The sequence below is a fragment of the Streptomyces sp. NPDC104581 genome (assembly GCF_055583685.1).
In genome coordinates this window covers 107,461-130,752 of sequence record NZ_JBVJNN010000017.1, presented here as the reverse complement: position 1 = coordinate 130,752, position 23,292 = coordinate 107,461, and the positions used below count along the sequence as shown (strand labels likewise).

General features: G+C 70.3%; 18 protein-coding genes and 3 pseudogenes. 6 read left to right on the top strand and 15 right to left on the bottom strand.

Annotated elements, in window-relative coordinates; genetic code table 11:
- Positions 1 to 47: 47 nt before the first annotated feature.
- Positions 48 to 590 (bottom strand): annotated as a pseudogene (locus ACZ61E_RS16730) (HXXEE domain-containing protein).
- Between the two features lie 198 nt (positions 591 to 788).
- Positions 789 to 2,237: a gamma-aminobutyraldehyde dehydrogenase gene (locus ACZ61E_RS16725; RefSeq protein WP_469700354.1), complete on the bottom strand. Its 1,449-nt coding sequence runs from the start codon at positions 2,235 to 2,237 to the stop codon at positions 789 to 791.
- A 176-nt stretch (positions 2,238 to 2,413) separates the two neighbouring features.
- On the opposite strand from ACZ61E_RS16725, the gene ACZ61E_RS16720 reads away from it, so the two are divergent.
- The 5 genes from ACZ61E_RS16720 (at position 2,414) to ACZ61E_RS16700 (ending at position 7,654) form a co-directional block, all read left to right on the top strand.
- Positions 2,414 to 2,926 carry an Lrp/AsnC family transcriptional regulator gene (locus ACZ61E_RS16720; protein ID WP_147878245.1) on the top strand — a complete coding sequence of 171 codons (513 nt, stop codon included), beginning with the start codon at positions 2,414 to 2,416 and terminating at the stop codon, positions 2,924 to 2,926.
- A complete protein-coding gene (locus ACZ61E_RS16715; protein WP_469700353.1) occupies positions 2,911 to 4,290 on the top strand; it encodes an aspartate aminotransferase family protein in 1,380 nt (459 codons plus the stop codon). Before ACZ61E_RS16720 ends, ACZ61E_RS16715 begins: the two co-directional genes overlap by 16 nt.
- Before the next feature lie 259 nt (positions 4,291 to 4,549).
- Complete coding sequence (locus ACZ61E_RS16710; RefSeq protein WP_469700352.1) at positions 4,550 to 5,278, top strand: ABC transporter ATP-binding protein; 729 nt, start codon at positions 4,550 to 4,552, stop codon at positions 5,276 to 5,278.
- Positions 5,260 to 6,417 carry a hypothetical protein gene (locus tag ACZ61E_RS16705; RefSeq protein ID WP_469700351.1) on the top strand — a complete coding sequence of 386 codons (1,158 nt, stop codon included), beginning with the start codon at positions 5,260 to 5,262 and terminating at the stop codon, positions 6,415 to 6,417. Before ACZ61E_RS16710 ends, ACZ61E_RS16705 begins: the two co-directional genes overlap by 19 nt.
- Before the next feature lie 58 nt (positions 6,418 to 6,475).
- Positions 6,476 to 7,654: an LOG family protein gene (locus ACZ61E_RS16700; protein WP_469700350.1), complete on the top strand. Its 1,179-nt coding sequence runs from the start codon at positions 6,476 to 6,478 to the stop codon at positions 7,652 to 7,654.
- Between the two features lie 32 nt (positions 7,655 to 7,686).
- Here ACZ61E_RS16700 and ACZ61E_RS16695 read toward each other — a convergent pair whose 3' ends face one another.
- The 9 genes from ACZ61E_RS16695 to rpsB form a co-directional block, all read right to left on the bottom strand.
- A complete protein-coding gene (locus tag ACZ61E_RS16695) occupies positions 7,687 to 8,781 on the bottom strand; it encodes an ABC transporter ATP-binding protein (protein WP_469700372.1) in 1,095 nt (364 codons plus the stop codon).
- A gap of 5 nt (positions 8,782 to 8,786) precedes the next feature.
- Positions 8,787 to 10,400: an ABC transporter permease gene (locus ACZ61E_RS16690; protein ID WP_469700349.1), complete on the bottom strand. Its 1,614-nt coding sequence runs from the start codon at positions 10,398 to 10,400 to the stop codon at positions 8,787 to 8,789.
- Positions 10,401 to 10,558: 158 nt separating this feature from the next.
- Positions 10,559 to 11,632, bottom strand: a complete 1,074-nt coding sequence (locus ACZ61E_RS16685; RefSeq protein WP_469700371.1) for a thiamine ABC transporter substrate-binding protein — start codon at positions 11,630 to 11,632, stop codon at positions 10,559 to 10,561.
- A 274-nt stretch (positions 11,633 to 11,906) separates the two neighbouring features.
- The gene (rlmN, locus tag ACZ61E_RS16680) at positions 11,907 to 13,019 is read right to left on the bottom strand and encodes a dual-specificity RNA methyltransferase RlmN (protein ID WP_469700348.1); all 1,113 of its coding nucleotides are present in this window, start codon (positions 13,017 to 13,019) and stop codon (positions 11,907 to 11,909) included.
- 174 nt (positions 13,020 to 13,193) lie between these two features.
- Positions 13,194 to 14,264 (bottom strand): phosphatidate cytidylyltransferase, encoded by a 1,071-nt coding sequence (locus tag ACZ61E_RS16675; protein WP_469700347.1) that lies wholly within the window; start codon positions 14,262 to 14,264, stop codon positions 13,194 to 13,196.
- The gene (frr, locus tag ACZ61E_RS16670; RefSeq protein ID WP_078074826.1) at positions 14,264 to 14,821 is read right to left on the bottom strand and encodes a ribosome recycling factor; all 558 of its coding nucleotides are present in this window, start codon (positions 14,819 to 14,821) and stop codon (positions 14,264 to 14,266) included. The genes ACZ61E_RS16675 and frr overlap by 1 nt, the downstream gene beginning before the upstream one ends.
- Positions 14,822 to 14,951: 130 nt before the next feature.
- Positions 14,952 to 15,731 carry a UMP kinase gene (gene pyrH, locus ACZ61E_RS16665; protein WP_078074827.1) on the bottom strand — a complete coding sequence of 260 codons (780 nt, stop codon included), beginning with the start codon at positions 15,729 to 15,731 and terminating at the stop codon, positions 14,952 to 14,954.
- A 198-nt stretch (positions 15,732 to 15,929) separates the two neighbouring features.
- Positions 15,930 to 16,790, bottom strand: a complete 861-nt coding sequence (tsf, locus tag ACZ61E_RS16660; RefSeq protein ID WP_469700346.1) for a translation elongation factor Ts — start codon at positions 16,788 to 16,790, stop codon at positions 15,930 to 15,932.
- Positions 16,791 to 16,875: 85 nt separating this feature from the next.
- Positions 16,876 to 17,823 (bottom strand): 30S ribosomal protein S2, encoded by a 948-nt coding sequence (gene rpsB, locus ACZ61E_RS16655; protein ID WP_469700345.1) that lies wholly within the window; start codon positions 17,821 to 17,823, stop codon positions 16,876 to 16,878.
- A gap of 222 nt (positions 17,824 to 18,045) precedes the next feature.
- Here rpsB and ACZ61E_RS16650 point away from each other — a divergent pair.
- Positions 18,046 to 18,732: pseudogene (locus ACZ61E_RS16650) on the top strand (peptidoglycan DD-metalloendopeptidase family protein); the annotation flags it as partial.
- Between the two features lie 253 nt (positions 18,733 to 18,985).
- Here the strand turns inward: ACZ61E_RS16650 and ACZ61E_RS16645 are convergent.
- The 4 genes and pseudogenes from ACZ61E_RS16645 to ACZ61E_RS16630 all read right to left on the bottom strand — a co-directional run.
- The gene (locus ACZ61E_RS16645) at positions 18,986 to 19,546 is read right to left on the bottom strand and encodes a TetR/AcrR family transcriptional regulator (protein WP_469700370.1); all 561 of its coding nucleotides are present in this window, start codon (positions 19,544 to 19,546) and stop codon (positions 18,986 to 18,988) included.
- 73 nt (positions 19,547 to 19,619) lie between these two features.
- Positions 19,620 to 20,468, bottom strand: a complete 849-nt coding sequence (gene whiG / locus ACZ61E_RS16640) for an RNA polymerase sigma factor WhiG (protein WP_469700344.1) — start codon at positions 20,466 to 20,468, stop codon at positions 19,620 to 19,622.
- A gap of 245 nt (positions 20,469 to 20,713) precedes the next feature.
- On the bottom strand, positions 20,714 to 21,883 hold the full coding sequence (gene dprA / locus ACZ61E_RS16635) for a DNA-processing protein DprA (protein ID WP_469700343.1): 1,170 nt from the start codon (positions 21,881 to 21,883) through the stop codon (positions 20,714 to 20,716).
- Positions 21,880 to 23,268 (bottom strand): annotated as a pseudogene (locus ACZ61E_RS16630) (YifB family Mg chelatase-like AAA ATPase); the annotation flags it as partial. The gene dprA and the pseudogene ACZ61E_RS16630, both read right to left, overlap by 4 nt.
- Positions 23,269 to 23,292 lie beyond the last annotated feature (24 nt).

Here is a 23,292-nt window from a genome sequence, read left to right as displayed (position 1 = left end):
GGCTCCCGGCGCCCGCTCGCCCCAATTGCCACGAACGGTGCCGGAGTTCAGCGGCCCCCGACCACCCTGCGGGCGGGGGTGTGCGAGAGGGCGGGGGCGCCTGCGGCCACGGCCAGCCCCAAAGCGACGTCGCGCGCCCGCGCCGGCTTCAGAACCCCGGCCCTGCGCAGCCGCCCCCGCGCCCACAGCGTGAACGGCGCCACGCACAGCGGCGACGTGACGGACCCGGGTGTGTACCCCTGTACGGCGCGGCCTGGGCGAGATGCACCAGACCGTGCAGGCCGAATCCGTCCAGCGCTCCCTGACAGAAGCCGGACCGGCCCCGTACGGTGCCCCGCGACGGCCGCGGAGCCGACGAAGCCGGCCATCACCCCGACGGCCAGGGCGAACTCACGCGGTTCCACAGCGGCCATGGCACTCCACACAGGCTCCGGCATGCCGGGGAGCCACTCCCGCAGCACGGGCAGGTTCTCGCTGATCCAGCGGGGCCCGGTGGCGAGTTCCTCGGCGTCGTGCAGGGCCCGGGCCGCCAGCAGTCCCAGAGTCACGGCGGGGCCCACCCGTTCGCCGCGTACGTGTATGCCGGTCATGTCCGCGCCCCTCTCAGGCACGGTCCACGACGGACGGGGCGGGGCGGGGCACGAACCACCAGCGTGGCCGTGCCCCGCCCCGGGGAAATCAACTCGGGCGACGTATCCGCGAGTTGGCGCCTCAAGAAATCGAGGAACCGACGAGCCCGTCGCATCGCCGCGACGGCCTCGATCCGATGCCTCAGCAGATCCCGTACCTCACGCGTCGAGCGATGTCATCACGTGCTTGATTCGCGTGTAGTCGTCGAAGCCGTAAGCCGACAGGTCCTTGCCGTAGCCCGACTGCTTGAAGCCACCGTGCGGCATCTCCGCGACCAGCATGATGTGCGTGTTGATCCACACACAGCCGAAGTCCAGATTCTTGGACATCCGCATCGCACGCCCGTGGTCCTTCGTCCACACCGAGGAGGCGAGGGCGAACGAGACCCCGTTCGCGTACTCCAGCGCCTGTGCCTCGTCCGTGAACGACTGCACCGTGATGACCGGCCCGAACACCTCGTTCTGGATGATCTCGTCGTCCTGCTTGAGCCCCGAGACGACGGTCGGCGCGTAGAAGTACCCCTTGTCACCGACCCGGTGACCGCCCGCCTCGACTTTGGCATGGGCCGGCAGGCGCTCGATGAAGCCCGAGACGTGCTTCAGCTGGTTGGCGTTGTTCAGCGGCCCGTACAGGGCGTCCTCGTCGTCCGGAGCACCGGTCCTGGTGCCCGCCGCGGCCTTGGCCAGCTCCGCCACGAACTCGTCGTGGATCGACTCGTGCACCAGCACGCGGCACGCCGCCGTGCAGTCCTGCCCGGCGTTGAAGTAGCCGGACACCGAGATCTCCTCGACGGCCTTGGCGATCGCCTCGCTGTCGAGGTCCTCGAAGACCACGACGGGCGCCTTTCCGCCCAGCTCCAGATGCACGCGCTTGAGGTCCCTGGAGGCGGACTCGGCGACCTGCATCCCGGCCCGTACGGAGCCGGTGATCGAGACCATCGCCGGGGTCGCGTGCTCCACCATCGCGCGCCCGCTGTCGCGGTCGCCGCAGATGACGTTGAAGACACCCTTGGGCGCGATCGCGCCGATGATCTCCGCCATCAGCAGCGTGGAGGCGGGAGTGGTGTCCGACGGCTTCAGTACGACGGTGTTGCCCGCGGCGAGCGCCGGGGCGAACTTCCATACCGCCATCATCATCGGGTAGTTCCACGGGGCGACCTGCGCGCAGACGCCCACGGGCTCACGCCGCACGATGGAGGTGAACCCGTCCATGTACTCGCCGGCCGAACGGCCTTCGAGCATCCGCGCCGCGCCCGCGAAGAAGCGGATCTGGTCCACCATCGGCGGGATCTCTTCGGTGCGGGTCAGCTCCAGCGGCTTGCCGGTGTTCTCCGACTCGGCGGCGATCAGGTCCTCGGCGCGCTCCTCGATCGCGTCCGCGATCTTCAGCAACACCTTCTGACGCTCGGCGGGCGTGGTGTCGCGCCAGGCGGGGAACGCCGCGGCGGCGGCCTCCATGGCGGCGTCGACGTCGGCCTGGCCGGAGAGCGGGGACGTGGCGTACGCCTCGCCCGTGGCCGGGTTGACCACCTCGATGGTCCGTCCGTCGGCCGCGTCCCGGAACTCCCCGTTGATGTAGTTACGCAGACGGCGCAGCTCGGTGGTCACTGCCACCCCTCCTTACAGAAGTCATGCCGGATGTCCGATGGGTGAGACACCCCAACCCTAAGCGTTCAGCTGACGCTTTCGACAGACCCACCCCCTCTCAACTTCGGATTCAGTCATATTCCGACCCTGGCACAACGAATTTCATCGATTGAGGGTTGCGAGACAGACGAGTCGCGGTGCACAGTGAGCGCGTGGCCAGTCGCAGCGCAGACCCCAGGAACGGGCACGGAAACGGATCGTCACCGGCGATCGACTCCGTGTCCCTCGCGATCATCGAACAGCTTCAGGAGGACGGGCGGCGCCCCTACGCCGCGATCGGCAAGGCCGTCGGCCTCTCCGAGGCGGCCGTACGCCAGCGTGTCCAGAAGCTGCTCGACCAAGGGGTCATGCAGATCGTTGCCGTGACCGATCCACTGACCGTCGGTTTCCTGCGCCAGGCGATGGTCGGCATCAACGTCGAGGGCGACCTCGACTCCGTGGCCGACGCGCTCACGGAGATGGCCGAGTGCGAGTACGTGGTGATGACCGCGGGCTCCTTCGACCTGATGGTGGAGGTCGTCTGCGAGGACGACGACCACCTGCTGAACGTCATCAACAAGCGGATCCGCGCGCTCCCCGGCGTGCGCTCCACCGAGAGCTTCGTCTACCTGAAGCTGAAGAAACAGACCTACATGTGGGGAACCCGATAGCCGTGAGCAAGGACCTCTCCAAGACCGCTTACGACCACCTGTGGATGCATTTCACCCGCATGTCGTCGTACGAGAACGCACCCGTGCCCACCATCGTGCGTGGTGAGGGCACCCACATCTACGACGACAAGGGCAAGCGCTACCTGGACGGCCTCTCCGGCCTGTTCGTGGTCAACGCGGGCCACGGGCGCCACGAGTTGGCCGAGACCGCCTACAAGCAGGCTCAGGAGCTCGCCTTCTTCCCCGTGTGGTCCTACGCCCACCCCAAGGCGGTCGAGCTCGCCGAGCGGCTGGCCCACCACGCGCCCGGGGACCTCAACAAGGTCTTCTTCACCACCGGCGGCGGCGAGGCGGTGGAGACCGCCTGGAAGCTCGCCAAGCAGTACTTCAAGCTGAAGGGCAAGCCGACCAAGTACAAGGTCATCTCGCGCGCCGTCGCCTACCACGGCACGCCGCAGGGGGCTCTGTCCATCACCGGGCTGCCGGCCCTGAAGGCACCGTTCGAGCCGCTGGTCCCCGGCGCCCACAAGGTGCCGAACACCAACATCTACCGCGCCCCGCTCCACGGCGACGACCCGGAGGCCTTCGGGCGCTGGGCCGCCGACCAGATCGAACAGCAGATCCTCTTCGAGGGCCCGGACACGGTCGCCGCGGTCTTCCTGGAGCCGGTGCAGAACGCCGGCGGCTGCTTCCCGCCCCCGCCTGGCTACTTCCAGCGGGTGCGCGAGATCTGCGACCAGTACGACGTGCTGCTCGTCTCGGACGAGGTCATCTGCGCGTTCGGCCGGCTCGGCACGATGTTCGCCTGCGACAAGTTCGGCTACGTACCAGACATGATCACCTGCGCCAAGGGCATGACGTCGGGCTACTCACCGATCGGCGCCTGCATCATCTCCGACCGTCTCGCGGAGCCCTTCTACGAAGGTGACAACACCTTCCTGCACGGCTACACCTTCGGCGGTCACCCGGTCTCCGCGGCCGTCGGCCTCGCCAACCTCGACATCTTCGAGCGCGAGGGCCTCAACCAGCATGTGCTGGACAACGAGGACGCCTTCTTCTCGACGCTGCGCAAGCTCCACGACCTGCCGATAGTCGGCGACGTACGGGGCAACGGCTTCTTCTACGGAATCGAGCTCGTCAAGGACAAGGTCACCAAGGAGTCGTTCACGGAAGAGGAGACGGAGCGCGTCCTGTACGGCTTCCTCTCCAAGGCTCTGTACGAGAACGGGCTGTACTGCCGCGCCGACGACCGCGGCGACCCGGTCGTACAGCTCGCGCCGCCGCTGATCTCCAACCAGTCGACGTTCGACGAGATCGAGCAGATCCTGCGCACGGTGCTGACGGAAGCCTGGACGAAGCTCTGATCCCCGCGGCGTACGGGGCGGCGTACGGCACCAGTTAGGTGTCCCGGGCCGCCCCGCAGGCGCCGTATCCACGCGTCATTCGCAGCACGGCCCGGGTGCCCCCGTTCGAGTGCAAAGGGGGCACCCGGGCCGCGTGCTGTCCGCCCATCTGGTTCTCGATCCTTACGGTGCAGTGACCGATCGGCTTCGCCTTCGTTCCCCCGGACGGGGCGCGGTACGTCATCTCTGACCGAGCCTGATCCGAACCGAGGTGTACGCCATGGTTGCCCCGCCGGACAACGACGTGCTCTGGGCGCGTTCCCTGCATCACTCGCACAACGGCTCACCCGCGCTCAGCGGCGTCTCGCTCGGTGTGCGCGAGGGGGAGATCCTCGCCGTCACCGGCGCACGCGGCAGCGGCAAGACGACCCTGCTGCGCTGCCTCTCGGGCCAGCTCGTCCCGGAGAAGGGCGAGGTCTGGTTCAACAGCACCGCCGTCCACACCATGCCCCCGTCCCTGCGCGAACGGCTCCGGCGCGACCGTTTCGGGTGGATCGACTCGGAGCCGGTCCTGGTCCAGGAGCTCACCGCCTGGGAGAACGCGGCTCTGCCGCTGCTGCTGCGGGGCTCCTCACGCCGCGCGGCGAAGGCGGCTGCCACGGAGTGGCTGGAGCGCCTCGACGTCGGCATGTGCGCCCGCAAGCGCCCGCACGCCCTGCTCCAGTCCCAGCGCCAGCGCGTCGCCGTCGCCCGCTCCCTGGTCAGCACGCCGTCCGTGCTGTTCGCCGACGAGCCGACGGCGCCGCTGTACGCCGCCGAGCGCGCACAGGTCCTGCGCACGCTGACGACCGCGGCACGCTCGCACCGCATCACGGTCGTCATCGCCACCCTCGACGACGAGGTCTCGACACTCGCCGACCGCACCGTCACCCTGGTCGACGGCCACCGCGTGGGCGCCCTGCGGCCGACCGAGGCGGAGGGCCAGGCAGCGTGCTCGCTCTCCGTCTAGCCCGTGGCAGCCACCCCCTCGTCCTGCTGCGCCGACTGCTGGTCGCCGCGGCGTCGGCGGGGGTCGGCTTCCTCCTGCTGTGCACCCTGGGCTGGGCCGTGAACCACCCGTCCGGATCGCTGCTGCGCCTGCTGTGGTGCGCACTTCCGCTCGCCGCGACACTGCAGTTCGCGGTCGCCGTGGCCCGCGCGGACCCGAGCACCCGGCCCCGCTCCGGTCTCTCCGCGGTCGGGCTCGGCCCGGCTCAGCTCACCGCGCTGGCCGCCGCGTCGACCACGCTGTCCTGCGCCGCAGGCAGCATGGTGGCGCTGCTGTTCTTCCTCCATCTGCGCGGCGACATCACGGGGCTTCCCTTCGACGGTGCCGCGGCCGATCTGCTCGGTGCGGGACAGCCGCTGCCGCTAGCCGCCGCCCTCACGCTGCTCGCCGTCGTACCTGTCCTCGCCGGGCTGGCCACCGGGCTCGCCCTGCGTCCGCGTGGGACGGGGGCTGCCGAACACGCCGACTCCGAGACGCCCGCGACGCCGAAGCCAGCCCCGTCGGGGCTCCCTTGGGGCGTCGCGCTCACCGCGGCGGGACTCGCCGTCGAGACCTACGCGAGCAGAAGCGGCTCCGGATCGCCCCTGCCGATGCCGGGCCGTTTCGAGGGCAGCCCGGCCGGTGTCCTGGCCGGCTGGTCACTGACGGCGCTCGGCCTGGCCCTCGCCGGTCCCGGCATCGCCTACCTCTGCGGTCAGTTCCTCCAGATGCTCCGCCCCGGAGCCACCCGACTGCTCGCGGGGCGGATCCTGATGGAGGAGGCGGTGCGGATCGGCCGCCCCCTCGGCGTCGTCTGCGCGGTGATCTCCGGCGGATTCGCCGCCGCGGCGCTCTACGGCCCCGGCGACGAGCGCCCGTTCGGGCCGCTCACCGGCCTCGGCGCCACGCTCGTGGTGGGCTGCACCCTAGCGACGCTGATGATGGCGGTCCTGGAGGCCAAGCACGCCCGCACCGACACGACGGCTGCGCTGGTGCGGGTGGGCGCGCCCACGGGGCTCCTGCGTACCGCGGCGGTCCTGCGGGCGGGCGCGCTGCTCGCCGTCTTCGGCCCGCTGACGTGGATGATCGCCGCGCTGGCCGCCGTACCGCTCACCGGCTGAACCGGCCACCTTCCCGCACTCCGGCGTCCCGTTCGAACACAGGGCCTATCGTGTCCGCATGGCGAACGGCGCGGGACACGACGGGCACGAGGCACAACAGGCAGCGACACAGAGCCCCCAGGGGATCTGGGAGCACCGGGCGGACGGCCTGGACCGCGAGATCGAAACCCTCGACGAGTTCGACCAGGTGATCCTCGGCGGGACGCTCAGCGGCTTCCGGATCCAGTCGGTCGACCTGACGGGCCGTACGCTCGCGCTGCTGTCCACCGACACCTCCGAGACCGTCTTCCTCGGCTGCCCGATGGCGTCGGACGCCGCGGCGAAGATACGCGCCGACGGGGCCCTGGTCTTCCCTCCCCTCCCGCATCTTCCGTTCGACCCGTACCGGGGCCTGCTCTACTCCGCCGAGCAACTCTTCGAGCAGCTTGACGAGGACGGGTACGAGGCGACGCCGGACGCTCTGGCCTACGAGTGGTTCCAGCGCACCAAGGCCGACGGCGACATACTCTCCTCGATGCTGCGGTCGGTCCACGACGACGCGATCTCGGACGCGCTGGACGAACTCCTCGTCGGCGCACGGGTCGTGGGCGTGATGGGCGGCCACGCCCTGGCGCGGGGTACCGACGCGTACGCGGAAGCGGCCCGCCTCGGCCGCGAACTGGCCCGAACGGGGCTGACGGTCGCGACCGGCGGCGGCCCCGGTGCCATGGAGGCCGCCAACCTGGGCGCGTACGCCGCCCCGCACTCCGACGAGATGCTGGACGAGGCACTCGAAGTCCTCGGCAAGACACCGTCGTTCAGCCCGTCGATCTCCGACTGGGCGCGCGCCGCCTTCGAGGTACGGGGCCGCTGGCCCGGAGGCGCGGACTCGGTGGGCATCCCCACCTGGTTCTACGGCCACGAACCGCCGAACGCCTTCGCGAGCCACCTGGCGAAGTACTTCGCCAACGCGACCCGTGAGGACGGTCTGCTCGCCCGTTGCAACGCGGGCGTCGTCTTCCTGCCCGGCGCGGCAGGCACCGTCCAGGAGATCTTCGACAACGCGACGCCGAACTACTACGAGTCACGCGGCGAGCCGACGCCGATGGTCCTGGTTGACCGTGCGCACTGGACCGAGCGGTTGCCGGCCTGGCCGCTGCTCATGTCACTGGCACGGGAGCGTTCGATGGAATCGCGAATCGCACTGGTGGACTCGGTGGCGGAGGCTCCCGAGGCTCTGGCGCGGCTCTCCGGCTGATCGAAGTCGGGCGGGAGCAGGGAGACGTCGCCTCAATCCGCCCCGTTGTGGCCGGTTGGGGATTCTGCTGGGGCCTTGCGACCAGCGACATCGGTCGCGTCCGGCTCACGGTCGTCCAGGACCACCACGTCCTCGGCGACGAAGGAGACCCCGACCGTCGCTCCCTCCTCGGGTACGTCGCGGAGGCCGCACTCCGCCTCGATCTGTGGCCCGTCCCAGGGGCGCAGCAGGACGGCCACGTGACTGCCGCGGAAGGCGCGTGCCCCCACGGTGCAGCGCAGTCCGTCCTCGGGGGCGCCGAGCCGTACCCCGCCGGGACGCACCAGGAGCGCGCGCGAACCCTGGGGGGAAGCTATGGGCACCGGGATCTTCCCCCACGGCGTGTCGGCGACGTCGCCGTCCACTGTGGCCGACACGACGTTGTCGAAGCCCAGGAAGCGGGCCACGAACGCGGACGCCGGCCGTTGCCATACCTCCACCGGCCTGCCGGTCTGGGCGACGCGTCCCTCGCGCATGACCACGACCCGGTCGGCGAGCGCGAACGCCTCGCCCTGGTCGTGCGTGACGGCGAGCACCGTCGTACCCAACTGGGCGAACACCCCGCGCAGTTCCATGACCAAGCGCTCCCGCAGACTCCGGTCGAGCTGGCCGAGCGGTTCGTCGAGCATGAGCAGCCGGGGGCGGGGGGCGAGCGCACGCGCGAGTGCCACACGCTGCTGCTCACCACCGGAGAGCTCGGAGACCGCGCGGCGCTGGGCATCCGGCAGGCCGACGAGATCCAGCAACTCGTCGACACGTCGCCGCTGTTCAGCGCGCGACTCGCCGCGCGCCCGCAGTCCGAAGGCGACGTTGCCCGCGACGTCACGCTGCGGGAAGAGCTGGTGGTCCTGGAACATCAGCCCTACGCCGCGCCGGTGTACCGGCACCCCCGACTGGTCGGCGCCCTCCAGCAACACCCGCCCGGCGTCCGGTGTCTGAAGTCCGGCGACGACACGCAGCAGGGTCGACTTCCCGCTGCCGCTCGGCCCCAGCACACAGACGATCTCGTGCGCGGCGATCTCCAGGTCCACCGCGTCGAGCGCCGTACGCCGCCCGAATCGTACGGTCACGTCCTCGATCGTGAGCAGGGCCATCAGAACTCTCCGGAACGGTCGGTACGAATACGTTCGAGCAGCAGCAGCGACACGGCGCACACCACCATCAGCACCGTGCTCAGTGCCATCGCCTGCCCGTAGTTGAGCTCTCCGGGCCGCCCCAGCAACCGGGCGACCGCCACCGGCAGCGTCGGCCGGTCGGGGCGCGCGATGAAGACCGTCGCGCCGAACTCACCGAGCGAGACGGCGAAGGCGAACCCCGCTGACACCAGCACCGCCCGCCGCACCATCGGCAGATCGACCTCCCGCCACACCCGCGCGGGCGAGGCCCCGAGCACGGCCGCGGCCTCCCGCAACCGCCCGTCCACGGCGCGCAGTACGGGCAGCATGACGCGGACGACGAAGGGGACGCCCACCAACGCCTGGGCGAGGGGCACCAGGATCCACGACGCCCGCAGGTCCAGCGGCGGCTTGTCGAGCGTGATCAGGAACCCGAAGCCGACTGTCACGGCGGAGACCCCGAGCGGAAGCATCAGCAGCGCGTCGAAGCCCCGTACGAGGCGCCCCGCCCGCCGGGTGAGGGCCGCGGCGGCGAGCCCGCCCACGACCAGGGCGATGGCCGTCGCCGTCAAGGCGTAGCGCAGGGAGTTCCCGACCGCTTCCAGGGGCGGCACGAGGAAGGTGCCGCCGCTGGCCTCCACCGAGCTGAGCGCCCGGTAGTAGCCGAAGCCGTAGCCTCCCGGGCCGTCGAGCGATCGCTCGATCAGTACGCCAAGGGGCAGCAGGACCAGCAGGAGGATGGTGGAGAGCACGCCCGCGAGCAGCGCCCACTGGCCGGCTCCGCGCGGCCTGCGCACCGTCTGGGCGGGGTCGACAAGTTTCAGGGCGGTCTCCCGCCTGCGTACGGTCCAGGAGTGCAGCGCCAGAATTGCGCCGACGGCGGCGAACTGCGCCATCGTCAGGACGGCGGCGGTGGGGAGGTCGAGGAGTTGCGCGGTCTGCCGGTAGATCTCCACTTCCAGGGTGGAGTACGCCGGGCCCCCCAGGATCTGGACGATGCCGAAGGAGGTGAAGGTGAAGAGGAAGACCATCAGCGCCGCCGCGGCGACTGCGGGGCCGAGCGCGGGCAGCGTCACTCGCCACCACGCCGCGAACCGGCCGGCGCCGAGCACCCGCGCCGCCTCCTCCTGGCGCGGGTCGAGCTGCGACCAGAGGCCGCCCACGGTGCGGACGACCACCGCGTAGTTGAAGAAGACATGCGCGAGGAGGATCGCCCACACCGTCGTGTCCGCCCGCACCCCCCACAACTCGTCGAGCAGGCCGCCACGTCCCAGCAGCGCCAGGAACGCCGTGCCGACGACGACGGTCGGCAGGACGAACGGCACCGTCACCACGGCGCGCAGGAGTTGTTTGCCGGGGAACTCGAAGCGCGCGAAGACGTAGGCACCGGGGAGCGCGATCAGCAGGGTGAGGACGGTGGAGAGCGCGGCCTGCCACGTCGTGAACCAGAGCACCTGCCCGATGTCGGGCCGGCTCAGCACGTCCCCGAACCGGCGCCAGTGCCAGGAGCCGTCCGCCTTCAGTCCACGGCCGACGATCGCCGTGACGGGGTAGGCGAAGAAGACGGCGAAGAACGCGACGGGCACGGCCATGAGGCAGAGCCGTACGGCGCTCCTCCGGTACCGCGCGGCGCGCACCGCGGGGCCGGCGTTCCGGCCGCTTCCTCGCCCTGTCTCTCCGCCCGCCCCCGGGGCGACCGGGCTCTCCTCGGCACGCGTGGCCGTGTCGCCCTCCCGGGCGCCCCTGGCGGCTACTTGACGACGAGTGAGGACCACGACTGGATCCACTCGTCACGGTTCTCGGCGATCTTCTCCGGGGCCACGGTCTGCGGCTCGTCGACCACGGCGCCGTGGTCGGTGAAGAGCGCGGGCAGCTTCGCACCGTCGACGACCGGGTTCACGAACATGTTGAGCGGCATGTCCTCCTGGAAGGTCTTGCTCACCAGGAAGTCCAGCAGAGCCTTGCCGCCCGCCTCGTTCTTCGCGCCCTGGAGCAGGCCGGCGAACTCGATCTGCCGGAAGCAGGTGCCTGTGGCGACGCCTGTCGGCGCCTCCTTGGGCTGCGGGTCGGCGTACAGCACCTCGACGGGCGGGCTCGACGCGTACGAGACGACGAGCGGGCGCTCCGCCTCGGCCTTCTTGCCCCCGGCGGAGCCGGAGAACTCCTCGTTGTACGCCTGCTCCCAACTGTCCACCACCTGGACACCGTTGGCCTTGAGCTGCTTCCAGTAGCCCTGCCAGCCGCCGTCCCCGTACGCCGCGACGGTGCCGAGGAGGAAGCCGAGACCGGGGGAGGACTGCGCGGCGTTCTCGACGACGAGCAGGTCCTTGTACGCGGGCTTGGCCAGGTCCGCGAAGGACTGCGGCGGCGCCAGCTTCTTGTCGGTGAAGTACTTCTTGTCGTAGTTGACGCAGATGTCGCCGGTGTCGACGGGCGTGACCCGGTGCTCGGCGTCGTCGAGCCGTACGTCGGCGCGGACCTGGTCGAGCCCCTTCGCCTCGTACGGCGTGAACAGGCCGTTGTCGAGCGCTCGGGAGAGCAGGGTGTTGTCGACGCCGAAGAAGACATCGCCCTGCGGCGAACCCTTGGTGAGGATCTCCTTGTTGAGCGCCTCGCCCGCCTCGCCGCTCTTCAGTACCTTGACGGTGTAGCCGGTCTGCTTCGTGAACTCCTTGAGCACGGTGCCCGAGGCGGCGAACGAGTCATGGGCGACGAGCGTCACACTCTTGGACTTCGTGCCGTCGGCGGACGTGGCGTCGTCGGACTCGCCGCACGCGGCGAGCACGGAGACGCCGAGTGCGGCGGCGACGGCGCCGGCCGCCATTCTCTTCGCGGTACGCACTGAATTCCTCCTGGGATGTCCAGGAGAAGACGCGGCCCTGCCCCGCACCGGCGGACCGGAGCAGGGCAGGGCGCAGCAGCTTGAGTGGTGTCCGAACTTCCTACCCAGAATGACCTGGGCAAGGTTCAGAGGGTCTGCGACCGTGAGGCTCGTCCGAGCCTCTGCCGCACTCTCAGCGCTGTGGCGCTCCCCTGTCGGAATATGTAATTCGTTCGAACCAGCGTACATGGGCCCCGTCGGGGCCCGGTCGCCGCGCTCAGCGCTCCGTCGCCGCCAGCTGACCGCACGCCCCGTCGATCTCCTGGCCGCGGGTGTCGCGCACCGTCACCGGCACACCGTGGGACGCGATCGCCTCGACGAACGCCTTCTCGTCCTCCGGGCGGGATGCCGTCCACTTGGACCCGGGTGTCGGGTTGAGCGGGATCAGATTGACGTGCACCCGCTTCCCCTTGAGCAGCCGGCCCAGCAGATCGCCCCGCCACGCCTGGTCGTTGATGTCGCGGATCATGGCGTACTCGATGGAGATCCGGCGGCCGGACTTCTCCGCGTACTCCCAGGCGGCGTCCAGCACCTCCCGCACCTTCCAGCGGGTGTTGACCGGCACGAGGGTGTCGCGCAGCTCGTCGTCGGGCGCGTGCAGCGAGACGGCGAGGCGGCATTTGAAACCCTCGTCGGCGAACCGGAGCATCGCGGGCACCAGGCCCACCGTCGACACGGTGATGCCGCGCTGCGAGAGGCCGATGCCGTCCGGCTCGGGGTCGGTCAGCCGGCGGATCGCCCCGACGACGCGGCGGTAATTGGCGAGCGGCTCGCCCATGCCCATGAAGACGATGTTGGACAGCCGGGCGGGGCCACCGGGGACTTCACCGTCGCGCAGCGCCCGCATGCCGTCCACGATCTGGTGCACGATCTCCGCCGTGGACAGGTTGCGGTCGAGGCCCGCCTGTCCCGTCGCGCAGAAAGGGCAGTTCATCCCGCAGCCGGCCTGCGAGGAGATGCACATGGTGACGCGGTCCGGGTAGCGCATCAGGACGGACTCGACGAGCGTGCCGTCATGCAGCCGCCACAGGGTCTTGCGGGTGGTGTCGTCGTCGCAGGAGATGTGCCGCACCACGGACATCAGGTCGGGCAGCAGCTCCGTGGCGAGCTTCTCGCGCGCGGCGGCGGGGATGTCCGTCCACTCGGCGGGGTCGTGCGCGAACCGCGCGAAGTAGTGCTGCGACAACTGCTTGGCACGGAACGCCTTCTCGCCGAGCGCCGCCACGGCCTCGCGGCGCTCCCCCGGTGTGAGGTCGGCCAGGTGCCTCGGCGGCTTCTTGGCGCCACGGGGCGCGACGAAGGTGAGTTCTCCGGGATTGGGCGGTGCCATGAGCTGTTTTCTCCTCGGTACGACGAGGCCGGTGTCCCCGCCGAGCGCGGGAGGGACACGGGCACGCTGCCGGTGCCAGGGGACCTCATGTGACGGGCCCCGCGACCGCGGAGCGCAGTAAGGCCCGCCGTCCGGGACGGCGGGCCTTACCAGGGTAACCGGTACGGGTACGGGTCAGCCCGAGCCGACGAACACCACCAGCAGCAGCCACACGACGGGGGCCGTCGGCAGGAGTGAGTCGAGTCGGTCCATGATGCCGCCGTGACCCGGCAGCAACGTGCCCATGTCCTTGATCCCGAGGTCCCGTTTGATCATCGACTCGCCCAGGTCACCGAGGGTGGCACTGGCCGCCACGGCGAGGCCGAGCAGCAGCCCCTGCCACCAGGTGCCGTCGTCGATGAGGAACTGCATGCACAGCGCTCCCGCCGCCATGGCGAATCCCACAGCCCCGAGGAGACCCTCACGGGTCTTACCGGGGCTGATGCGCGGTGCCAGTTTGTGGCTGCCGAAGCGCCAGCCGATCGCGTACGCCCCGGTGTCGCTGACGATGGTGAGCACCAGGAAGGTGAGGACACGCTGCGCGCCGTCGTCCGCCGTGAGCATCATCGCGACGAACGTCGCCAGGAAGGGCACGTAGAACGCCGCGAAGACCCCCGCCGTCACGTCCTTGAGGTAGCCCTCGGGCGGCTCCGTCATGCGCCACGCGAGCACGGCAAGTGCCGTGAGAGCGGTGGCGACCCAGGCGCCTTCAGCGCCCCGTACGTAACCGGCGACGACCATCGCCGCACCCCCGACCGCGAGCGGGACGAGGGGTGCCTTGATGCCCTTCTTCTCGCTGAGCCGGGAGGTCAGCTCCCAGAGACCGACGACGACGGCGACCACTATGACGCCGATGAACACGGCCTTCACGATGAAGAGGGACGCCACGATGACCGCGCCGAGCCCCACACCGACCCCTATGGCCGCGCGCAGATCGCGGCCCGCCCGCTTCTTCGGAGGAGGTGGCGGAGGGGCGGACATGGGCTCCTGCGGCGTCTCGTCACGGAACAGGGGGCCGCCCGGCCGAGCAGCCCCCCGGTCGTCATCCTGGGCCCCGCCGCTCGCGGGTACGTCGGGCACGATGGGCATGGGCCGAGTCTGCTGTGCGTCAAGCTCATCGTATGCGGGACCCGCCGGGGCAGCCCCCTGGTCAGGCGGTCCCCAGTAGCCGGCGGTCGGCGGGGCCCCCCAGGAAGAGTCGTTCATCAGACCTCGAGCAGCTCGGCTTCCTTGTGCTTGAGCAGCTCGTCGACCTGGGCGACGTACTTCGCCGTGGTGTCGTCGAGCTCTTTCTCGGCGCGGCGGCCCTCGTCCTCGCCGACCTCGCCGTCCTTGATCAGCTTGTCGATCGTCTCCTTGGCCTTGCGGCGTACGGAGCGGATCGAGATCTTCGAGTCCTCCGCCTTGGTCTTGGCGACCTTGATGTACTCCTTGCGGCGGTCCTGCGTGAGCTCGGGGAACACCACCCGGATGATGTTTCCGTCGTTGCTCGGGTTCACGCCGAGGTCGGAGTCGCGGATGGCCTGCTCGATGTTGCGCAGCGCGCTCTTGTCGAACGGGGTCACCACGGCCATGCGCGGCTCGGGCACCGAGAAGGAGGCCAGTTGGTTGATCGGGGTCAGCGCACCGTAGTAGTCCGCCACGATCTTGTTGAACATCGCCGGGTGCGCACGACCGGTGCGGATCGCGGCGAAGTCCTCCTTGGCGACCAGGACGGCCTTCTCCATCTTCTCCTCTGCTTCGAGGAGGGTCTCTTCGATCACCACTTGCTCCTGCGTGTCTTGAGTGGGCCCGGTGTGCTCACAGGGCCGGCGGCACCTGCGTCGCGTCTTCTTTCCTGCACGGTGTCCGACCGGCAGGGCTTTGTCCATCCCCGTGCGGGGCAGCCCGAGTTCAGGCCCGGGTGCCCTGGTCGCTCACGAGCGTGCCGATCTTCTCACCCTTGACGGCGCGCGCGATATTGCCCTCCGTGAGGAGTTCGAAGACAAGGATCGGCAGTGCGTTGTCGCGGCAGAGAGTGACCGCCGTGGCGTCGGCGACCTTGAGGTTGCGGGTGATCACCTCGCCGTACTCCAGCGCGTCGAACTTCACCGCGTCGGGGTTGGTCTTGGGGTCGGAGTCGTACACGCCGTCCACGCCGTTCTTGCCCATCAGCAGCGCTTCCGCGTCGATCTCCAGGGCGCGCTGGGCGGCGGTGGTGTCGGTGGAGAAGTACGGCATCCCCATGCCCGCGCCGAAGATGACGACGCGTCCCTTCTCCAGGTGCCGTACGGCGCGCAGCGGGATGTACGGCTCCGCGACCTGCCCCATGGTGATGGCGGTCTGCACCCGCGAGTCGATGCCCTCCTTCTCCAGGAAGTCCTGGAGGGCGAGGCAGTTCATGACCGTGCCGAGCATGCCCATGTAGTCGGAGCGCGCCCGGTCCATGCCGCGTTGCTGGAGTTCGGCGCCGCGGAAGAAGTTGCCTCCGCCGATCACGATGGCGATCTGCGCCCCGTCCCGGACGACGGCGGCGATCTCACGGGCGATGGCGTGTACGACGTCGGGGTCGACGCCGAGCGCTCCCCCGCCGGCGAACGCCTCACCGGACAGTTTCAGCATGAAGCGCCCGGCTTTCTTGCCGGGGTCGCTGTTGTCGTCGGTGGACTGGGTGGCGTCCGCGCCCTTGTTCATGGGGATCTCCTCGTGCACATACGAAGAAGGCCATTGCCGATGGGTCTGTGTCCCTAGCGGCAATGGCCTCCTCGTCAGATCTGCGGCCGTCCGGCGCGTGTTCGGCCGGCGACTGCGATAGACCCTAGCGGGGTCCACCGTCGATCGCGTACGACTGCGCTGTCCCGGATGCCCGGCCCCGGGACGATGACCGGAACGTCAGGCGCCGACGCGGATGCGCGAGAAGCGCTTCAGCGTGACACCGGCCTCGTCCAGGACCTTCCTGACGGACTTCTTGTTGTCCTTGGCGAACGGCTGGTCGAGGAGGGTGACCTCCTTGAAGAAGCCGTTGACGCGACCCTCGACGATCTTGGGCAGCGCGGCCTCGGGCTTGCCCTCCTCGCGGGAGGTGGCCTCGGCAACGCGGCGCTCGTTCTCGACGACGTCGGCCGGAACGTCCTCACGGGTGAGGTACTTCGGCGCGAAAGCGGCGATGTGCTGGGCGACGTCCTTGGCGACCTCGGCGGCCGTCGCGTCGTCGGCGCTGCCCTTCTCCAGCTCGACCAGGACGCCGACCTGCGGCGGGAGGTCGGGCATCGTGCGGTGCATGTACGTACCGACGAAGCTGCCGTCGCCCTTGAACTGGGCGAAGCGGTCCAGGACGATCTTCTCGCCGAGGTTGGCGTTGGCCTCGTCGACGAACGCCTGGACGGTCTTGCCGGGCTCGATCTCGGAGGCGCGCAGCGCGTCGATGTCGGCCGGGCTGGTCGCGGCCACGTGCGCGGCGAGCGCGTTGGCGGCGGCCTGGAACTTGTCACCCTTGGCGACGAAGTCCGTCTCGCACTTCAGCTCCAGCAGCACACCGGAGGTGTGGTCGTCGGAGACGAGGGAGACGACGGCGCCGTTCTCGGCACTGCGGCTCTCGCGCTTGGCGACGCCCTTCTGGCCCTTGACGCGGAGCACCTCGACGGCCTTGTCGACGTCGCCGTCGGCCTCGACCAGAGCCTTCTTGCAGTCCATCATGCCGGCGCCGGTGAGCTCGCGGAGCTTCTTGACGTCAGCGGCGGTGTAGTTCGCCATGTCTGTGAATCTCTCTCGGAAGTCGAAGATCTACGGGTGGACGGCGGGGGCTGTGGCCCCCGCCGTCAGCAACCGAACCTTGAGGTCAGGCCTTGTCGGCGTCCGCGGCCGGAGCCTCGGTGACCTCGGCGGCGGGGGCCTCGGCCGGAGCGGCGGCCTCGTCGGCCTGCTCGGCGTCGGCGACCTTCTCCGTCTCGGCGGAGGTCTGGACGTCGGCCGTGGCGGCGTCGGCGGACTTCTCCGCTTCGGCCTTCTTGTCGCCCTCGAGGAGGTCGCGCTCCCACTCGGCGAGGGGCTCGCCGGCGGCCTTCTCACCCGGCTTGGAGTCGCCCGTGGCGGCACCGGAGCGGGCGATGAGGCCCTCGGCGACGGCGTCGGCGATCACACGGGTGAGCAGGGTGACGGAGCGGATCGCGTCGTCGTTGCCCGGGATCTTGTAGTCGACCTCGTCGGGGTCGCAGTTGGTGTCGAGGATCGCTACGACCGGGATGTGGAGCTTGCGCGCCTCACCGACGGCGATGTGCTCCTTCTTGGTGTCGACGATCCAGACGGCGCTGGGCACCTTCTGCATCTCGCGGATACCACCGAGGGTCTTCTCCAGCTTGGCCTTCTCGCGGGAGAGGACCAGGAGCTCCTTCTTGGTGAGGCCCGACGCGGCCACGTCCTCGAAGTCGATCTGCTCGAGCTCCTTCAGACGCTGAAGGCGCTTGTAGACGGTGGAGAAGTTGGTGAGCATGCCGCCCAGCCAGCGCTGGTTGACGTACGGCATGCCGACGCGCGTCGCCTGCTCGGCGATGGCCTCCTGGGCCTGCTTCTTCGTACCGACGAACATGATGGAACCGCCGTGCGCGACGGTCTCCTTGACGAACTCGTAGGCGCGGTCGATGTACGACAGCGACTGGAGCAGGTCGATGATGTAGATGCCGTTGCGCTCCGTGAAGATGAAGCGCTTCATCTTCGGGTTCCAACGACGGGTCTGGTGACCGAAGTGGACGCCGCTCTCCAGCAGCTCCCGCATCGTGACGACGGCCATGGCCGTACTCCTTGAGGTACTCGGTTGTCGCGTCCACCGGACGGCGGTCGCGCCTGACGCCCCGGAACGCTTTGCCACTAGGGACCGAGAAGCGCGGACACCGGCGAGAAGGCCGGCGGCGGGGCGTGCGAAGTCGATCCGGTGACCCGGATCGCCACAGGAAGTGTACGGGACCCGCACAGCGCCCCGCGACGGAGTGCGAGGGTGACGGAGATATACACAATGGCCCGGTTATCCACAGGATCCGAGCATGATCCACTCGAATCCGCGGAGTGCGGCAACGTGAGCGGCATGATCACTGTCGACGAACTGCTCATTCACGCCTCCTCACGGTCCGGCCGCCGGGGTCGGCGGCTCCTCTCGCTGTGCGTCAGGGCCGGCGTCGCCGCGGTGGCGGGGGTGGTGGCGGCCGTCCTGTTCTCCCCCTCGTCCGAAACGTGGGCGGCGGACGACGAGGAGGCGGGCACGGGCACCGATACCCGCTCCGGCGCGACCGCGGCTGCCCCGGAAGGCGATACCGACACCGGCGCGGCCGACAACGGCGTCAGCGGCGATCGCGCCTGGCCGGTGGGACCGCGACCGACCGTCGTACGGGGGTGGGAGCCGCCCGCCTCGCCGTACGGCCCCGGCCATCGGGGAGTGGACCTCGCAGCCGCCCCGGGCACTCTCATCCGCGCCGCCGCCCCCGGGCGCGTGTCCTTCACCGGGCTGGTGGCGGGACGCGGCGTTATGTCGATCACGCTCACGGGCTCCGGGCAACCACCGCTGCGCACCACCTACGAACCGGTGACGGCTGTTGTCGCCGAGGGTGACGAGGTGGCGGCGGGCCAGGTGGTGGCCGTTCTGGGACCGGGGCCGTTCCACTGTCCGGGCGGCTGCCTGCACTGGGGGCTGCTGCGGGGCGAGACGTATCTCGACCCCCTGTCCCTGCTCCCCGACGATCTGCTCAACGGCGGGCCGCCGCGGCTGCTGCCGATCTTCGGGATCCCCGAGCCGACGCCTGCTGCGCCGACGGGATCGGGGCCGGCCTCGCTCCCGGACGGTCTTACGGAGGAGGCCGCGATCATGGCCGAGGAGAGCGCCGCTGCGGCGGGTGACGCCTTGCACGCCGCGGCTCTGCTCGCGGCAGCCGCCTGGGTGCGGCAGCGCGGTCGTACGGGCGTCAGGTACCGCGTACGCCCTGGAGCACCATGGACACCGCCGCCTCGGCGATCACCACGGGATCCTCGGCCGCGCCCAACTCGATCCGCCGCACGGCGGCGTCCACCACGCCCTGCAACAGCATCGCGGCCAGCCTCGGCTGCTCGTGGCCCAGCTGCCCGAGGGCTTCGACGATCATCGCGATGAGCCCGCCGTGCGCCGCCCGGATCTTCTCCCGGGCGCCCGCGTCGAGTTCACTCGCGGAGATGGCGACCACGGCGCGGTGGCGGCGGTCGCCGACGAGGCTCAGCTGCTTGCGTACGTACGCCTCGACCTTGCTCTCGGGAGTTGCCGCCTCCGCCATGGCGAATTCGATCTCGGCGGCCCAGACGGGGAAGTCGACGGCGCAGAGTTCTTCGACGACGGCGCCGCGCGAGCGGAAGTACTCGTAGACCGACGACCTGGCGAGGCCGGTGCGTTCGGCGAGGGCGGGGAAGGTCAGCGCCTCCGTGCCGCCTTCGGACAAGAGGGAGCGTGCGGCGTCGAGCAGGGCGCCGCGCTGCATGGTCCGGTGCTCGGCCACGGAGGCCGCTCGAATCCTGGGCACGCACCCACTCTACGGCGGAGACCGGTCGCGCAGGGTGGGCAGTGACGATTCAGCGTCCCGCGTCGGCGAGTTTGGCGCGGAGCTGCAGCACGGACTTGGTGTGGATCTGGCTGACGCGGCTCTCGGTGACTCCGAGGACGTTGCCGATCTCCGCCAGCGTGAGCCCCTCGTAGTAGTAGAGCGTGACCACGGTCTTCTCACGCTCGGGAAGGGTGTTGATGGCCCGCGCGAGCAGCCGGCGCAGCTCGCGGTCCTCGGCGACCTCGACGGGGTTGTCCGCCGCCGTGTCCTCCAGCGTGTCCATCAGGCTGAGCCGGTCGCCGCCCTCCCCGCCCACATGCAGCAGTTCCTCCAGCGCCACGACGTTCGCCAGCGACAACTGGCTGAAGACGGCGTGCAGTTCCTCGACGGGGATGTCCATCTCGGCGGCGACCTCGGCCTCCGAGGGGGTACGCCGCAGCTGCGCCTCCAGGGTGGCGTAGGCGCGCTCGACGGCCCTGGCCTTCTGGCGTACGGAGCGCGGGATCCAGTCCAGCGCGCGCAGTTCGTCGATCATCGCGCCCCGGATACGGGTGATCGCATAGGTCTCGAACTTGATCGACCGCTCGATGTCGAACTTCTCGATGGCGTCGATGAGTCCGAACACCCCGGAGGAGACGAAATCCGCCTGCTCGACGTTGGACGGCAGTCCCACGCTCACCCGGCCGGCGACGTACTTCACCAGCGGCGAGTAGTGCAGGATCAGCTGTTCACGCAGCCGCTCGTTGCCCGTGGACTTGTACGACCGCCACAAGGTGTCGAGCGCCGAGGGGGCGGGAGGGCGCACTTCGCCGCGGGCCGCTGGGGGCGCCGGGGGTAGCGCCGCCACGCGGTCGGACCCGGAGGTGTGCTGGGGCATGCGTTGCCTTGAGCCGTTCTGCCGTGAAGTGAGGGAAAGTGCGTCTGGGGCGGATTCCTGAGCGTAGCGTGACAGCGCGGTCGCGGTGCGCGAGAAGACGGGGCAGGCGCCGGTCCGGTCAGGCGCGGTCGGCCGGATCCACGAGGTCGCGGCCGGGCGTAGGCACCGCGCGTATCGGCCGCCGTCGCACCGTCGGGAGAGCTGCGATGGTCATCTGCCTCACCCTTTCACCCGAATGCCCCAGGTCAAGTAACGGCTCGCCGCGTACCGCCCGCCCTTGTGGGCCGCGGCGTCAACTGCCAGCCGTCCCCCTGGCGTTGTACGAACCCGAGGGAGTGAAGTTCGTACAGCTTGCCGAGGGCCTCATCCGCCGTCGTCGCCGTCTCCCGCGCGATGTCCCGCGTGCCGAGGGCGCCGCGGCCGGGCAGCGAGTCGAGGATCCGCCGGGCGAGGGGGTCGAGCAGGTCTCTGGGCAGGACGGGACCGCGCCGGGCGGGCGCGAGGTCACCCATGTCCCCCACCAGTTCGGCCACTTCGGCGGCGTCCGTGACCAGCACGCCTTCTCCGCGCAGCAGTTCGTGCACCCCGGCCGAGAGCCCGCTCGTGGCCGGGCCCGGCACCCCCATGGTGAACCGCCCCAGCCGCTGTGCGGCGCGCGCGGTGACCAGCGAACCGCTGCGGTACTCGGCCTCCACGACGACCGTCCCCCGGGTGAGAGCCGCGATCACCCGATTGCGGAGGACGAATCTGCTGCGGGTCGGATGATCGCCGGGAGCCAGCTCCCCCACGACGAGGCCCTGTTCGGCGATGCGGCGCACCAGTTCCGCGTGTCCGGGCGGATAGACCACGTCGACCCCGCAGGCCAGGACGGCGACGGTAGCGCCTCCGGAGGCCAGTGCGCCCCGGTGGGCGGCTCCGTCGACTCCGTACGCCGCGCCCGATGTCACCACCCAGCCCCGCTCGGCCAGACCTGACGCGATGCCCGCCGCCATGTGCGCCCCGTACGGTGTGCAGGCCCTGGCTCCCACGATGGCGACCGAGCGCAGCGACCAGAGCCTCAGGTCGGGTTTGCCGCGCACCCACAGCCCGATGGGGCGTGCCGTGCCGAGATCGTCGAGTTGCGTCGGCCACTCGTGGTCTCCGGGGCACACGAACCGGCCGCCGATCCCGGCGACGACCGACAGGTCCCGCTCGGGGGCGACTGCCGTCGCTCGTGCCCGGAGGCCACCGAGACGGCGTGGACCAACATCCCTCAGCGCCCCGTCCTCGCGCTTTCCGGGAGAGGTGAGCAGGTCCATCAGTCCCCGGGCGCCGTACTTGCGCAACCACTGCCCGCCGAGCTCGTCGCCTGGCTCGATCACTCGCGTCAGGGCGGCCCGCGCGAGCCGCTCCTCCGCGTCGACGCCCGCGGTCATGACATCTCTCCGATCGTGGCCGCGCCGCCTCGGGCGATGCCGGTGCGCAGTTCCAGTGCCAGTCCCACGTCCCTGCCGTCGGGGCGGTCGCGTCCGGCGAGGTCCGCGACCGTCCAGGCGACCCGCAGGACCCGGTCCAGGCCCCGTGCCGTGAGCAGTCCTCGTTCGAGGTCACGCTCGGCGGCGTCGAGGGCTCCGGGAGCGGTGAGCCACCGGGTACGCAGTTCGTGACCGGGCACCTCGCTGTTGACCGTCCAAGGTGTCCCCGCCAGCCGCTCCGCCGACCGCAGCCGGGCCCGCGCGACCCGCTCGGCGACGACCGCTGTCGTCTCGCCCCTGCCGCCCTGGCCCAGGAGATCCGCCCGGTGCACCGGCTGGACCTCCACCCGGAGATCGACCCGGTCCAGCAGCGGGCCGGACAGACGCGACTGGTAGCGGCGGACCGCCGAGGGCGGGCATTCGCACCCGGCGCCGTGCAGGGTGTGCCGCCCGCAGGGGCACGGGTTGGCGGCCAGCACCATCAGAAAGCGGGCGGGCAGCCGTACGACCCCGGCGCTGCGCGCGATGACCACCTGCCCCGATTCGAGGGGCTGGCGCAGTGCGTCGAGGGCCTTGCCGGAGAATTCCGGCGCCTCGTCCAGAAAGAGCACACCTTTGTGTGCCAGGGACACCGCTCCCGGTCTGGCCAGGCCATTGCCGCCTCCTACGAGGGACTGCATGGTCGCCGAGTGGTGCGGGGCGCAGTAGGGCGCCGTACGGACGAGCGGTTCGCCGGGCGGCAGGATCCCGGCGACCGAGTGCACCGCCGTGACCTCGACGGACTCCTGTCGCGTCAGCACCGGCAGCAGTGCGGGCAGCCGCTCGGCCAGCATGGTCTTGCCCGCGCCCGGCGGTCCCTGGAGGAGCAGGTGATGCCCGCCGGCCGCAGCGACCTCCAATGCCGTGCGGGCCCCCTGCTGACCCGCCACATCGGCGAGGTCCGGGCGGTGCGTGCCGTGCCGGCCTAAACCGGGAGTCAGCCCCGTTCCCACCCCGGCGCCGGGAATCACCAGTCCGGCGAGCATGGGATCGGGGCGCCCCTCCTCGGTGACCGTGGGCTCCTCCGGCACCGTCTCACCGGTCAGCACGGCGATGAGCTGGCGCAGACTCCGTACGCCGAGCACGGACACCCCCGGCACCAGGGACGCCTCGCCCGCGGTCTGCTCCGGCACGACCACCTGCCTGTAGCCGGCCTCGGCGGCGGCGAGGACGGCCGGAAGGATGCCGCGTACCGGACGGACCCTGCCGTCCAGTCCCAGCTCACCGATCAGCACCAGATCGGCGATGGCCCTCGCCTCGATACGCTCCGCCGCTCCCAGCACGGCGACTGCTACGGCGAGATCGAAGACCCAGAAAAGACACTCTTAAGT